The 13,602-nt window shown below is 72.1% G+C and carries 11 protein-coding genes and 1 tRNA gene; 3 read left to right on the top strand and 9 right to left on the bottom strand.

What is annotated here, in order from left to right; translation table 11 throughout:
- The first annotated feature begins 83 nt into the window (after positions 1–83).
- Positions 84–171, top strand: a tRNA-Ser gene (locus DEI81_RS05220).
- A 295-nt stretch (positions 172–466) separates the two neighbouring features.
- Positions 467–1,105: a hypothetical protein gene (locus DEI81_RS05215; protein ID WP_111009463.1), complete on the top strand. Its 639-nt coding sequence runs from the start codon at positions 467–469 to the stop codon at positions 1,103–1,105.
- Positions 1,106–1,140: 35 nt separating this feature from the next.
- Here DEI81_RS05215 and DEI81_RS05210 read toward each other — a convergent pair whose 3' ends face one another.
- The gene (locus DEI81_RS05210; RefSeq protein ID WP_111009462.1) at positions 1,141–2,391 is read right to left on the bottom strand and encodes a multidrug effflux MFS transporter; all 1,251 of its coding nucleotides are present in this window, start codon (positions 2,389–2,391) and stop codon (positions 1,141–1,143) included.
- A gap of 188 nt (positions 2,392–2,579) precedes the next feature.
- Here DEI81_RS05210 and DEI81_RS05205 point away from each other — a divergent pair, with 188 nt between their 5' ends.
- Positions 2,580–3,149, top strand: a complete 570-nt coding sequence (locus tag DEI81_RS05205; protein WP_111009461.1) for a TetR/AcrR family transcriptional regulator — start codon at positions 2,580–2,582, stop codon at positions 3,147–3,149.
- Between the two features lie 126 nt (positions 3,150–3,275).
- Here DEI81_RS05205 and DEI81_RS05200 read toward each other — a convergent pair whose 3' ends face one another.
- The 8 genes from DEI81_RS05200 to rplJ all read right to left on the bottom strand — a co-directional run bounded on the left by DEI81_RS05200 (position 3,276) and on the right by rplJ (position 13,448).
- Positions 3,276–5,267 carry a protease pro-enzyme activation domain-containing protein gene (locus DEI81_RS05200; protein WP_258368511.1) on the bottom strand — a complete coding sequence of 664 codons (1,992 nt, stop codon included), beginning with the start codon at positions 5,265–5,267 and terminating at the stop codon, positions 3,276–3,278.
- Positions 5,268–5,593: 326 nt separating this feature from the next.
- The gene (locus tag DEI81_RS05195; RefSeq protein ID WP_111009460.1) at positions 5,594–6,223 is read right to left on the bottom strand and encodes a substrate-binding domain-containing protein; all 630 of its coding nucleotides are present in this window, start codon (positions 6,221–6,223) and stop codon (positions 5,594–5,596) included.
- A 75-nt stretch (positions 6,224–6,298) separates the two neighbouring features.
- Positions 6,299–7,690, bottom strand: a complete 1,392-nt coding sequence (locus tag DEI81_RS05190) for an MFS transporter (RefSeq protein ID WP_111009459.1) — start codon at positions 7,688–7,690, stop codon at positions 6,299–6,301.
- The gene (locus tag DEI81_RS05185) at positions 7,687–8,838 is read right to left on the bottom strand and encodes a cystathionine gamma-synthase (RefSeq protein ID WP_111009458.1); all 1,152 of its coding nucleotides are present in this window, start codon (positions 8,836–8,838) and stop codon (positions 7,687–7,689) included. The genes DEI81_RS05190 and DEI81_RS05185 overlap by 4 nt, the downstream gene beginning before the upstream one ends.
- Positions 8,839–8,917: 79 nt before the next feature.
- Entirely contained in the window at positions 8,918–10,282 is a 1,365-nt protein-coding gene (locus DEI81_RS05180) for a cystathionine beta-synthase (protein ID WP_111009618.1), read from the bottom strand.
- A 114-nt stretch (positions 10,283–10,396) separates the two neighbouring features.
- Positions 10,397–12,307: an ABC transporter ATP-binding protein gene (locus tag DEI81_RS05175; RefSeq protein WP_181434864.1), complete on the bottom strand. Its 1,911-nt coding sequence runs from the start codon at positions 12,305–12,307 to the stop codon at positions 10,397–10,399.
- A 193-nt stretch (positions 12,308–12,500) separates the two neighbouring features.
- Positions 12,501–12,887, bottom strand: coding sequence for a 50S ribosomal protein L7/L12 (gene rplL / locus DEI81_RS05170; protein WP_111009457.1), 387 nt, complete (start codon positions 12,885–12,887; stop codon positions 12,501–12,503).
- 45 nt (positions 12,888–12,932) lie between these two features.
- Positions 12,933–13,448, bottom strand: coding sequence for a 50S ribosomal protein L10 (gene rplJ / locus DEI81_RS05165; protein WP_111009456.1), 516 nt, complete (start codon positions 13,446–13,448; stop codon positions 12,933–12,935).
- Positions 13,449–13,602 lie beyond the last annotated feature (154 nt).

The following is a 13,602-nucleotide window of genomic DNA, read 5'->3' as shown; positions in this document are numbered from 1 at the left end:
TGCCGCCCAAGGGCGCGGTGTCGCGGTCGTCGGCCCGCCTCCGGACCTGTACCATGGGGTGTCGTCGCCACAGGGCGACGCCCGGAGGATTCGCCTAGTGGCCTATGGCGCACGCTTGGAAAGCGTGTTGGGTGCAAGCCCTCGGGGGTTCGAATCCCCCATCCTCCGCCACGATCGACCGTCGATTCCCGTCCGTCGCCCCTCGCGTGGCGCGCCCGGGAGGCTCGTCACCGCCCGCACCGGAGCTCCGGTCCCCCACCTGCCGGACCCGGTCGAACCCCACGTCGCGGGGATCCGCAGATCACCTCCACAACGCTGGGACGGCGCGGGGGTCAGGCCCTAGGCTGACGCTCGCAGGCCGCTCCGTCACCGGTGACGGCCGAGATCCGGCAGCGGCAGGGGCGTCGCGTCGGACCACCGGGACGGCTCCCGGTGGCCGCCGGACCGTGAGGGGCGAGGAGCATCCGTGGGGGAGACGACGGCACGCGTCAGGGCGACGCCGGGGAGGGCGCACCTCGTGGTGCGGCCGAGCGGGGCGTTCCTGCGGAGCACCGCATTGAGCATCCTGTTCTCCGCGGTGCCACTCGCGGTCGCGCTCGTGTGGGTGTCGTTCCCGCTCGGGTTCGTCGCGCCGGTGGGGACCGTCGCGGTCGTCGCGGCGGTGCTGACCTCGCTGCTCGTGGTCCGGTTCCGCACGGTGTACGCCGGCGTCGGCTCGCACCACGTCGAGATGCGCGGGCTGCTCGGACCACGCGTCGTGCTCGACCGTGCGCACGTGCACCGGGTCGTGCTCGCGACGACGTTCGGTCCGTCCGTGGACCGCACGACCCGCCAGCTCGTCGCGCTGACCGAGTCCGGGCATCCGCTCTTCCGGATGCGGGGCGTGCTGTGGGACGACACGGCGCTCGGGCACCTCGCCGAGGCACTGGACGCACGGGTCACGGAGCTCACCAAGCCCATGCCGCTGCGCGAGTTCCACCGCCTGTACCCGCAGAGTCGCGCTTGGTACGAGCGGCCGACGGCGATCCTGGGGATCGCGGTCGGGGTCGGGTCGCTCGTGGTCCTGGCGCTCGTCGCGGAGACCGCGGGACGCATCGCTCACTGACGTCGGGCCGCACCCTCGGCGGTGCGGATCCGGGGTCAGTGCGACAGCGCCGGCACCGTGCGCGGCCGGACCACGAACCAGAGCACGAACACGGCCACGACGGCGGTGGCGGCCATGACCTCGGCCATGGGCACGGCGGAGCCGATGCCGAGCAGGCCGACGACCGGCGAGATGATGCCGGCCACGCCGAAGTTCATCGCGCCGAGCAGTGACGCCGCCGTCGCGGCCTCCTTGCCGTGGGCTGCGAGCCCGAGCACCTGGATCTGCGGGAACGAGAACCCACACGCACAGATGAAGAACCACAGGGGCACGAACACGCCCGCGCGCCCCACCCCGACGGAGTCGAACACGGCGATGGCGACCGCGCTGACGAGCAGGACGGCGGTGGAGCAGGCGAGGATCCACTGCGGGCCGACGCGCCGTGCGAGGCGCGACGACACCTGCACGCCGATCACGACGCCCAACGAGTTGACCGCGAACAGGACGCCGTACTGCTGGGTGCTGAGGCCGTACACCTGCTGGAACAGGAACGGCGACGCGGACAGGTACGAGAACAGGCCGCTGAACACCATCGCTCCGATGAGCGCGACGCCGACGAACACCCGGTCCGAGAACAGTGCGCGGTACCGGTCCCGTACCGACGCGTGTCCGACGTCGTGGCGGCGCTCGCGCGGGAGCGTCTCGACGATGAGGCTGATCATCGCGATGATCACCACCGCCCCGTAGCAGGCCAGGAACACGAACACCCCACGCCAGTCGACGACGCGCAGCATCTGCGAGCCGATGAGCGGGGCCAGGATCGGGGCGAGCCCGTTCACCATCGCCAACCGCGACAGCATGCGCACGAGCGGGATGCCCCCGAAGAGGTCGCGCACCATGGCCATGGCCACGACGACGCCCGCCGCGGCGCCCATCCCCTGGAGGAACCGGAGCACGGCCAACGTCTCGAGGTTCGGCGCGAGGGACGCGGCCACCGAGGCCACGATGTGGAGGGACGTGGCGAGGATGAGCGGGAGCCGCCGCCCGACGCGGTCGCTCCACGGCCCGACGAGGAGCTGGCCGACGGCGAAGCCGACCGTCGTGGCGGTGAGCGTGAGCTGCACCGCTCCGGCGCTGATGTCGAAGGCACGCTCGAGCGACGGGAACGCGGGCAGGTAGAGGTCGATCGTGAACGGCCCGAGCGCCGTGAGCGCGCCGAGGACGACCACGTAGACGAGGCGCTGGGAGCGACGCAGAGCGTCGCCGGGGTGGACGACGGTCAGGGCGCCGGTGGCAGGGGCGGTCACGGGGAGGAGGGCCTTCCGGGGTGAGGGGTGGTCGCCGGTCGAATCGATTCGGGTCCGGGACCAATGCTACGGGTCCGCATCGGCCAGCGCACGGCGGGCCGCGCTTCTGCGTGCATCGGCGCGGCCCGTGCGCGAACCGGCCCCGCGACCCGCCCTCCTGGTAGCGTCGGGGCGTCCACAGAGGGGTGATGACCATGGTCGACGCGCGGATCCTGCACACCACGGCGGCGCTGCGTGGGGCCATCCTCGGGCTCGCGGCCGACCGGCCGGTGTCGGCCATCACCGTCGCGGACGTCACGCGCGCCGCGGGCATCAACCGCGCGACCTTCTACTCCCACGCGGTCTCCCCCGGCTCGCTCCTCGCCGACGTCCTGACGCCCGAGCTCGACAGCATCCGCGACGAGGACGCCGCGCTCCGCGAGGTCCCGGGCGCCGACCCGAGCACGATCACCCGCAGGGGCATCAGCGCCGTCGTCGAGCACATCGTCGCGCACCGCGAGATCTACCGGTGGGCACTCCCCGACCCGAACGACGCCTCGCTGCATCGGCTGCTCGCCGAGCACTTCCGGGTGTCGTGCGTCGCGCACATCGCCGGCATGGCGCCCGAGGACCGGCCCGAGGTCCTCCACGACGTCGCCGCGGGGTTCGTCGCACAGGGGTTCGTCGGCGCGATCACCGTCTGGGTCGCCGGTCCGCGGCGGTCACGCAAGGCGCTCGTCGACACGATCACCGCGTCCCTCCCCGCCTGGTGGCGCTGACCCCGCCAGGCCCGCGGGTCGCCTGACGGGGCCGCTCCGGGCCTCCCGGCCGGAACGGCGAGACGCCGGGCCCCTCGTGGGGACCCGGCGTCTCGTGCACCCGCGGAGGTGCGTCGGACCGGTCGACTAGACCTTCGCCTTCGCGAGCGCGGTGAGCAGGTCGAACGACACCGAGCCGAGGCCGGTGACGTCGTCGTAGCCGCGCGCGGTCGTGAGCGACGTGTCCGTGTTGAGCGTGACCAGGTAGCTGTTCCCGCTCGTGGCACTCGTGTACGCCAGCGCGATCGGCGAGGCTGGCGGGGTCACGTCGTTGAACAGCGACGGGGCCACGCGGTCGACCGCGTAGAGCGTCGGGTTCGCGAACCCGATCCGCGAGTGGGTCGTCTGCTGGACGAGCGCCATCAGGGCCGCCGTGATCGGCGACGCGAGCGAGGTCCCACCGTAGGTCTCGGTCTCGTAGGCCGCCGCGGCGAGCGTGCTGTCGTCCTTGATCGGACGGATGCCGATCGAGAACCCGGTGTACGGGTCGGCCAGCGCCCCGAGGTCGGGCGAGACGCGCTTGCCGTTCGCGAGACCGGCGGGGACGATGCCCTTCTGGTAGCTCGGCTGGGCGAAGTACGTGCTCGCACCGCCACCCGCGCCGCCACCGAACAGGTTGCCGGGCAGCGGTGCCGCGTAGGAGTCCGTGCCGTTCGTCGACACGATCTTGTCGAGCGTGTCCCCCCAGCCGGTCTCGTAGGCCTTGCGACCCGACGCGTCGATGCCGAGGCTCGTCCCGCCGACCGCCGTGACCCACGGGGACGAGGCCGGGAAGTCGGGCTCGGGCTGCCCGAGGGCCGCCGTCTCGTCGCCGTTGTCACCGCTCGAGAAGTACAGGCCGATGCCCTCGCCGGCGGCCTGCAGCTGGATGTTCTCCTCGCCCTGCAGGGTCGACAGCGGAACGTCCTCGCCGGTGTTGCCGTAGCTGTTGCTGACGATGTCGGCCAGGCCGCCGTCGAGGATCCGGGACATCGCGATGTCCAGGCCCCCGCCGCAGTTCGTGCCACCGACGTACAGGATCGACGCCGCGGGCGCGACCGCGTGCACGGACTCGACGTCGAGCGTCTCCTCGCCCTGCCAGCCGCTCGGCTCCGCGCAGGCCTCCTGGTCGGTGAACTGCGACACCGACGGGATCTTCTGCGAGAACGTGCTGCTCGTCAGCTGGGGCTCACCGTGGCTGGCCGAGTAGGTGTTCGTGTCGTGGATGATCGTCGGCGACGCGTACGCGTCGATGATCGCGACGGTCTGCCCCTGGCCCTGGACGCCCCGTGCCTCGAGCGCCGAGACACCGTAGGCGGACCGCAGCTGCGACGGGATGTAGCCGCAGTTGAAGGTGTCGACGGTCGTCGTGCCGTACGCGGCCGGGACGGTCGCGGTGTGCTGCCCCGTGTAGGCCGAGCACTGCGCGTTCACCGCGGCCGGCGCCGTGGTCGACTGAGCGAACACGTGCGACGGTGTGGTGGCGGCGGGCGTCTGCCCCTGGCCGACGATCTCGGGACGCGTGGTGAACCGGCCCTGGTCGACGCTGACACCGGAGACCTTCGCCGCGATCGCGGTCGGCAGGGACGGCGTGGAGGACGGCGCGACGAGCGAGCGACCGTCGTGGCGGTACTCGTGGAGCGTCGTGCCCATGACGCTCTGGACCGTGGCAGCGGGACCGCGGAAGACCACGTACTGGTGGCTCGCGGGGACGCCCGAGATCGTCAGGCCCTGCGCGCGCAGGTAGCTCGTCACCTGGTCGACGTCGGCCTTGGTGGGCGCGTACTTCGCGATCCACGCGGCTGGCGACAGCGGCGTGCGGTACTGCGGGTTGCCGGGCGTCGACACCGCCGTGGCGAGGGCGGTCGCCCCGGCCAGGTCGCGGAGCGGCAGGTAGACCTCGCCCTCCACGCTCGTGTCGGCGGCGACGGTCCCGCTGTCGTTCGCGTGGGTCGCCCACGACGGGACGGAGTTGCCCAGCGGCGCACGGGTGGCCGCGTTGGCGGGGGTCGCGGCGAGGAGCGAGGTGCCGGCGACGCACGCCGCGGCGATGACACCGACGAGGACTCGTCGATGAGGGGTGAGTTTGGGAGTTGGCACTACTGTCCTCTCTGACCGTTGTCCAGGAGACCCAGGGAGCTCCAGGAGATTCGTGTGCTGACCCTAATCTGGGGGGTCCCCGGCAGGACAGTCAGCACATCGCGGGACGGTCGCCGTGCCCCGGGCGCGGTCCGGACCCTGAGCGGACACACAGCGCCGCGCCGCGCGGAGGCAGGCGACGATGCGATCGGTGGGCAGCACGGCTGGGAGGACGCCCAGAGCGATCCGGGCCCCTGCCAGCTGCCACCAGCCACCAGCCACCAGCCACCAGCCACCAGCCGGGGCGTGCCACGGATGCCCGTCGCCGGACGATGGTCCGACGACGCTCACTCCCCGGACGGGCGGCGTCCCTCCTGGAGCCGGTCGGTGAGCCGGACCACTCGGCGGACGAGGTCGGCATCGCTGCTCCCCACCGGGAGCCGGAAGTCCGAGACGACCGGCCGTGACGCGCCCCCCTTCCGCAGGGGTTCCCCGATCGCGACCACCACCGCGCCCGCGTCCTGCGCGCGCTGGACCGCCGCGGCCAACGCCGTCGGGTCGACCGCTTCGACCACGACCACCTTCGCCCCGGCCATCGCCGCGGCGACGATCGCCGCGGACTGCGCGTCCGGACGGGAGGCGATGCGCACGTCCGGCACGTAGCCGGATGCAGTGAGCGCGGATCGGAAGGCCCCGTCGAGTCCGGGCGTGGGTGTGGCGATCGCGCCGGGCTCCGTCGCGCCGGGGGTCGCGTCGGCCCTGGCTCCGCGCGTGCCGCTGGGGGATGCGCCCGCCGGCATCACGACGGCGATGCGCGCGTGCTCGTCGAACCCGCCGTCGGCCCCCGTGAGGTCCGTGCTCCGCACCGGCGTCGGGGTCGTGCCGTCCTCCGCCGCGCAGGCGGCGGGCCCGACCGCGACCACCGCGGCGAGGATGACGCACCGCGTCACCACGGCCACCGTCCTGCCCCGCCGCATCACGTCCTCCCTGGTCGTCCGGCGCCCCACGCTACACACGGCGGGACGGCCGGCACCGCCGCGTCGCCCGCTCCGTCACCCGCGTGGGGCGGGCACGGGCCCGACGCGGCGGACGAGGGCCAGGCCGGCGAGCGCCACGAGCGTCATCGCGCCGAACACCACCGCGAACGACACGGTGGCCGCCCGACCCCCGAACGCCGTGAAGGCGACGCCCGTGATCGCGAGCCCCATGACCGCGCCGGCGGCGTCCCCGATCGCCAGGGCGGAACTCGCGGATCCCTGGTCCGCGCGGTCACTGAGCCGGAGTGTGAGCATCGAGGTCCGCGGGTAGACGATCCCCATGCCGGCACCCGCCACGAACCACCCGGCGATCATCACGACCGGCAGGACACCGGTGACGGCGACGACGAACGCGGCGAGCAGCCCGAGCGCCACGAGCGTCAGTCCGATGCTGAAGGTGCGGCGCGCCGTGAGCACCCGTTCCGGGATCCGGCCGTGGGCCCAGCTCGCGGCGGCCCAGCTGATCGCCGCCAGGGTCAGGGTGACACCGGCCGCCGACGGGCTGAACCCGTGGTGCGCCTGGAGCAGGTACGGCAGGTACACCTCGCTGCCCATGTAGGCGGCGCCGGCGACGGCGCGCATCACGACGACGGCCGGGAGGCCCGGTGCGACCCGGAACGTCCCCACCGGCAGCAGGGGGCGCAGCCCGACCACCGCGACCACGAGTCCGACGGCGAGCACGAGGGGCCCGAGTGCGCCGGCGAGGTCCGGGGCGGTGTTGAGCCCGAGCACCGCGACGGCCGCGACGGCGGACCAGGCGATGCGCGGGGCCGGCCACGCTGGGCGGTCCGCGACGTCGGGGACCGGGAGACGCCGGAGGCTCGGCAGCAGGAGGACGAACGAACCGACGGCGATGACGAGCGCGCCGACGAACACCCAGTGCCAGCCCCACGTGTCCGTCACGACACCGGCGGCCGCCGGACCGACGAGGCCCGGCACGACCCACGCGCCGGCGAAGCCCGCGAAGATCCGTCCGTGCAGGTACTCGGGGTAGATCCGCGACACGATGACGTACAGCACGACCGTGAGGGCCCCCGCGCCGAAGCCCTCGACGAGGCGTCCGCCGAGGAACACCGGCATCGACCCCGCCAGGGCCACGATCGCCGTCCCGAGCGCGAAGAGCAGCGCGGAGACGATCGTGACCACGCGTGCCCCCGACCGGTCCGCCCAGGTGCCGGCCACCACCATGCCCGGCACCCCTGCGGCGAGCGGCGCGGCGAAGGCCAGCGAGTACAGCGCCTCGCCGTCGAGGTCGCGGCTGATCACCGGCATGATCGTGGCCATCGCCAGGTTCTGGAACGCGCTGACGGCGACGATCGCGACCATGCCGACGGTCGGCAGGACGTATCCGCGTCCCAGGATGCCCGCACGCTCCGGCATCGCCGCGCGCCCGGGCGGGAGGGTCACCGCGTCAGGGCCTGCTCGACGTCGGCCACGAGGTCGGCGACGTCCTCGATGCCGACCGACAGGCGGACCACGTGCTCGGGCACCGCGAGCTCGGTGCCCTTGACCGAGGCGTGGGTCATCTCGCTCGGGTATCCGATGAGCGACTCGACACCACCGAGCGACTCCGCGAGCTGGAACACCTCGGTGGACTCGGCGAACCGGCGTGCGGCCTCCGGACCACCCGTCAGCGCAATCGACAGCATGCCGCCGAACCCGCGCATCTGCTTCGCCGCGATCGCGTGACCCGGGTGGGACTCGAGGCCCGGGTAGAACACCCGCTCGACCGCCGGGTGCCCGACGAGCGCCTCGGCGACGGCCTGCGCGTTCGCCGAGTGCCGTTCCATCCGGACCGCCAGCGTCTTGATGCCCCGGGTCGTCAGCCAGGCGTCCATGGGCCCGGAGATCGCTCCTGCGGCGAACTGCACGAAGCCGACGCGCTCGGCGAGCTCCTCGTCGCGCAGCACGATCGCACCGCCCACGACGTCCGAGTGGCCACCGAGGTACTTGGTGGTGGAGTACGCGACGACGTCGGCACCGAGCGCGAGCGGCTGCTGGAGGTACGGGGACGCGAACGTGTTGTCGACGACGACGAGTGCGCCGACCTCGTGCCCGATCGCGGCGAGCGCGGCGATGTCGACGATCTTCATCAGGGGGTTCGTCGGCGTCTCGACCCAGAGCACGACCGTGCGCCCGGGCTCCCCTGCCTGGAGGACGGCGCGCACCGCGTCGAGGTCGCTCATCTCGACGGTGGTGAGCTCGACCCCCCACGGCACGTGCAGGCGGTTCACGAGGCGGTGGGTGCCGCCGTAGACGTCGTTGCCCATCACGACGTGGGCGCCCGGCGCGAGGACGGCGCGGAGCAGGGCGTCCTCGGCGGCGAGGCCGGACGAGAACGACAACGCCCGGACGCCGCCGTCGAGGTCGGCGAGTTGCTCCTGCAGGGAGTCACGTGTGGGGTTGCCGGACCGTGAGTACTCGTACCCGTTGCGCATCCGCCCGATGCCGTCCTGCACGAACGTCGAGGTGAGGAACACGGGCGGGACCACCGCACCGGTGCGCTCGTCGGGCTCCTGCCCGGAGTGGATCGCGCGGGTGGAGAACTCGGCCATGGGGTGACTCCTGGTGATGACGGCGGGGTGGATGGTCGGACGGCTCCACGGCGGGGCTGCCCAGCGGGGCCGGGAACGGCTACGCGGACAGGAACGCGAGCAGGTCGTGGCGGGTGACGACCGAGACGGGCTTGCCGTCCTCGACGACGAGCAGGGCGTTCGTGTCCTCGAGCGCACGGCGGGCAGCCGTGACGGACTCACCGACGCCGATGATCGGCAGCGGGTCGCCGACCGAGGCCGACAGCGAGTCGGTCATGCGGGCCGCGCCCGTGAACACGGCCTCGAGCAGCTCCTGCTCCTCGATCGCGCCGACGACCTCGCCGATGACGACGGGCGGCTCGGCCGAGAGCACCGGCATCTGCGAGACCCCGTACGTCTTCATGATGTCGATGACGTCGCGCACGGTGTCCGACGGGTGGGCGTGCACGAGGTCCGGCAGGGCGCCGGTCTTGGCCTGCAGGAGTGCGCCGACCGTGCGCTCGTCCTCGGTCTCGACGAACCCGTACGAGCGCATCCAGCGCTCGTTGAAGATCTTGCCGAGGTAGCCACGGCCCCCGTCCGGCAGGAGCACGACGACGACGTCGTCCGGTCCGAGATCGCGCGCGGCACGGAGGGCGGCCACGACGGCCATGCCGCTGGAGCCACCGACGAGCAGGCCCTCCTCGCGGGCGAGGCGGCGGGTCATCGCGAACGACTCCGCGTCCGAGACCGCGATGACCTCGTCGACGACGCTGCCGTCGTAGGCGGGCGGCCAGAAGTCCTCACCGACACCCTCGACGAGGTACGGGCGTCCGGTGCCGCCGGAGTAGACGCTGCCCTCGGGGTCCGCACCGACGATGCGCACGCCGCCCTCCGAGACCTCCTTGAGGTACCGTCCCGTCCCGCTGATCGTGCCGCCGGTTCCGACGCCCGCGACGAAGTGCGTGATCGTCCCGTCGGTGTCCCGCCAGATCTCGGGGCCGGTCGTCTCGTAGTGGCTGCGCGGCCCGTTCGGGTTGGCGTACTGGTTCGGTTTGAACGCGCCGGGGATCTCCTGCACCAGGCGGTCGGAGACCGAGTAGTAGGACTCGGGGTGCTCCGGCGGCACGGCGGTCGGGGTGATGACGATCTCGGCACCGTAGGCGGTGAGGACGTTGCGCTTGTCCTCGCCGACCTTGTCGGGGAGGACGAAGACGCACCGGTACCCACGCTGCTGGGCGACCAGCGCCAGACCGACGCCGGTGTTGCCGCTCGTGGGCTCGACGATCGTGCCGCCCGGTCCGAGCTGCCCCTTCGCCTCGGCGTCGTCCATGATCCGGGTGGCGATGCGGTCCTTGGCCGAGCCACCCGGGTTGAAGTACTCGACCTTGACGAGGACGGTCGCGGCGATCCCCGCCGTCACCGAGTTGAGGCGGACGAGCGGGGTGTTCCCGACCAGGTCGATGACGGAGTTGGCGTAGCGCACGGTCATCGAGTGTACGTCGTGCCCCTGCCGCATGACCTGGCAGGTCGGCGAACGCCCCCGGCAGCGGACGTCGCACGGGTCTCCCGCGGCGCCGCGCCTCCCGAGACCCTGCGTTCAGGCCTCGACGCCCTGGGCAGCGGCGACCACCGGCTCGTTCTGCTGACGGTGCAGCGCCGCGTAGACACCGCCGAGTGCCAGGAGCTCCTCGTGGTCGCCGCGTTCGACGATCCGGCCGTGGTCGACGACGAAGATGACGTCGGCGTCCCGCACGGTGGACAACCGGTGCGCGATCGCGATCGTCGTCCGACCGCGGGCGGCCGCGTCCAGGGCGTCCTGCACCACCCGCTCCGAGATGGAGTCGAGCGCGCTCGTCGCCTCGTCGAGCACGAGCACCGGCGGGTCCTTGAGCAGGACGCGCGCGATCGCGATGCGCTGCTTCTCGCCGCCGGAGAGTCGGTAGCCGCGCTCCCCCACGACGGTCGCGTAGCCGTCGGGGAACGACTGGATCGTCGCGTCGATGTTGGCGGCACGGGCGGCCGCGCGGAGCTCGTCGTCGGTCGCGTCCGGCTTGGCGTAGCGGAGGTTGTCGGCGATCGTCGCGTGGAACAGGTAGGTCTCCTGGCTCACGACGCCGACGTGCCGCACCAGGTCGTCCTGCGCGATCGCGCGGACGTCGGTGCCAGCGAACCGGACCGTGCCCGTCGTCGCGTCGTACAACCGGGGCACGAGGTACGAGATCGTGGTCTTGCCGGCGCCCGACGGTCCGACGAACGCGGCGAAACGTCCCGGCTCGAGGTCGAACGACAACCCACGGAGAGTCGGCTCGTCCGGGTCGCCGTCCGGGTAGACGAACGTGACGTCCTCGAACGCGAGCGCGCCGATCCGCGACTCGTCCACGGGGACGGGATCCGCCGGGTCGGTGATGGCCGGCCGCAGGTCGAGGTACTCGAAGATGCGCGCGAACAGCGCCCCGGACGTCTGCAGGTCGAGCACGACGCGGAGCAACCCGACCGTCGGGAACAAGAGCCGCGACTGCACGGTGGTGAACGCGACGATCGTCCCGGCGGTGACGGGCACACCACCGACGATGAGCCAGGCCGCGACGAGGTAGATGATCGCCGGGATCACGGACAGGAAGATCTGCACGATCGCGAAGAACCACTGCCCGGACATCTGCTGACGTACCTGCAGGCGGATCTGGTTGCGGTTCTCGGCCTCGTACCGGTCGATCTCGGCGCCCTGGCGGTTGAAGCTCTTGGCGAGCAGGATGCCCGACACGCTCAGGGCCTCCTGGGTGATCGCCGTCATGTCCGACAGGGACTCCTGCGTCTCGGCGGCGATGCGGGCGCGGACCCGGCCGACGCGACGCTGCGCGATCACCAGCAGCGGCAGGAGCACGACCGCGACGATCGTCATCTGCCAACTGAGCAGCACCATCGCGACGACGGCGGCGATCACGGTCACGGTGTTGCCGAGGACGGACGAGATGGTGTTGTTGAGGACGCTCGCGACCCCACCGACGTCGTTCTGGAGGCGCGACTGGATGACACCGGTCTTCGTGCGCGTGAAGAACGCGAGTTCCATGCGCTGCAGGTGACCGAACAGCTGCGTGCGCATGGCACCCATCACCCGGTTGCCGACCGTCGCGGTCAGGTAGGTCTGCCAGACGCCGAGCCCCGCCGACGCGATCCACAGCGCGACCATGCCCGCGACGAGCCATCCGAGCACGGGCAGGTCGGGATGTCCGGACCGGGGGAAGAGGCCGAGGTCGAACGCCTTCTGGGTGAGCAGCGGCGGGATCACGCTGAGCGCCGCCCCGAGGAGCACGAGCACGACGGTCCCGATGATCGCCGTGCGATGCGGCCGGAACAGCCCCGCGATGCGACCGAGCAGGTCGGGGATCTTCGGCGCTGCCGCGTTCATGGCCCGCTGGGCGTCCGGGTCGCCGCTCGAGATCCGGTTGCCGCGCATGGGTCCGCCCCCGCCACCGCCCCGCATGCCACCGCCGCCGGCGACGGCGTCCATCCGGCTCACGGCGCGATCCTCGTCATGAGGGTCCAGGGTAGTCGCGCGCGCCGACGCGGACGGGCGCCGTCGCACCGTCGGTGAGCGTGCGCGTGTGGCGCCCGGCGACGACGGGCGGTGCGTGGCCCGGGAACGACGGAGGCCGCCGTCCCCGAGGGGACGACGGCCTCCGTGCGAGCGGTACCGAGGGGTCTTACTTGACCGTGACGGTCGCGCCGGCGCCCTTGAGCTGGTCGGCGGCCTTGTCGGCGGTCTCCTTGTTGACGCCCTCGAGGACGTTCGCGGGGGCACCGTCGACGAGCGCCTTCGCCTCGCCGAGGCCGAGGCTCGTGAGGGCGCGCACCTCCTTGATGACCTGGATCTTCTTGTCGCCGGCGGACTCGAGCACGACGTCGAACTCCGTCTTCTCCTCGACCTCCTCGGCCGGGGCGGCGCCCGCGCCACCAGCGGCGGCGACGGCGACGGGAGCGGCGGCGGTGACCTCGAAGACCTCCTCGAACTTCTTGACGAAGTCCGAGAGCTCGATGAGCGTGAGCTCCTTGAAGGCGTCGATGAGCTCGTCCTGGGACAGCTTGGCCATTGTTCTCTCCTTGCTACGTGGTGTGGTTGTCTACCGCAGGCCCGATCAGGCTGCGGACTCCTGCTTCTCGCGCAGTGCCTCGACGGTGCGGACGGCCTGCGAGAGGGGCGCGTTGAACAGGTACGCGGCGCCGAACAGCGATGCCTTGAAGGCGCCGGCCAGCTTGCCGAGCAGCACCTCCCGCGACTCGAGGTCGGCGAGCTTGTCCACCTCAGAAGCGGTCAGGGGGTTACCGTCGAAGTACCCCCCCTTGACCACGAGCTGAGGGTTCGCCTTGGCGAATGCACGCAGCGACTTCGCGACGGCGACGGTGTCACCGTGCACGAAGGCGATCGCGGACGGACCGGCCAGCTCGTCGTCGAACGACGAGATGCCCGCCTCGTTGGCAGCGATCTTCGTGAGCGTGTTCTTCACCACGGCGTACGTGGCGTGCTCGCGGATGTCAGTCCGCAGCTGCTTGAGCTGGGCAACCGTGAGACCGCGGTACTCGGTCAGCAGGACGGCGTTCGAGTTGCGGAAGTGATCCGACAGCTCGGCGACCGCAGCTTCCTTGTTCGCCATGGCTCTCCTTAGGGTCTGTGCCGGCAGCCCCCGGTCCCGAACACGAAAAAAGCTCCGGCGCAGAGGCTCGGAGCTGGACCCACGCGAGGCGTGTGAGCGGTTCGGAACACCTGCGCGGGCTGCCTCGTCGGACGAGGACCTTCGGCCACCACAC

This window comes from Curtobacterium sp. MCBD17_013, from assembly GCF_003234565.1.
Lineage (GTDB): Bacteria > Actinomycetota > Actinomycetes > Actinomycetales > Microbacteriaceae > Curtobacterium.
This window is presented reverse-complemented; position numbering and strand designations above follow the sequence as displayed.

What these genes read in the sequence shown, in the direction of transcription:
- rplJ (WP_111009456.1), bottom strand. Translation starts at nt 13,448, where the DNA reads ATGGCGAACAAGGAAGCTGCGGTCGCCGAGCTGTCGGATCACTTCCGC.
- DEI81_RS05185 (WP_111009458.1), bottom strand. Translation starts at nt 8,838, where the DNA reads ATGGCCGAGTTCTCCACCCGCGCGATCCACTCCGGGCAGGAGCCCGAC.
- rplL (WP_111009457.1), bottom strand. Translation starts at nt 12,887, where the DNA reads ATGGCCAAGCTGTCCCAGGACGAGCTCATCGACGCCTTCAAGGAGCTC.
- DEI81_RS05205 (WP_111009461.1), top strand. Translation starts at nt 2,580, where the DNA reads ATGACCATGGTCGACGCGCGGATCCTGCACACCACGGCGGCGCTGCGT.
- DEI81_RS05195 (WP_111009460.1), bottom strand. Translation starts at nt 6,223, where the DNA reads ATGCGGCGGGGCAGGACGGTGGCCGTGGTGACGCGGTGCGTCATCCTC.
- DEI81_RS05175 (WP_181434864.1), bottom strand. Translation starts at nt 12,307, where the DNA reads ATGGACGCCGTCGCCGGCGGCGGTGGCATGCGGGGCGGTGGCGGGGGC.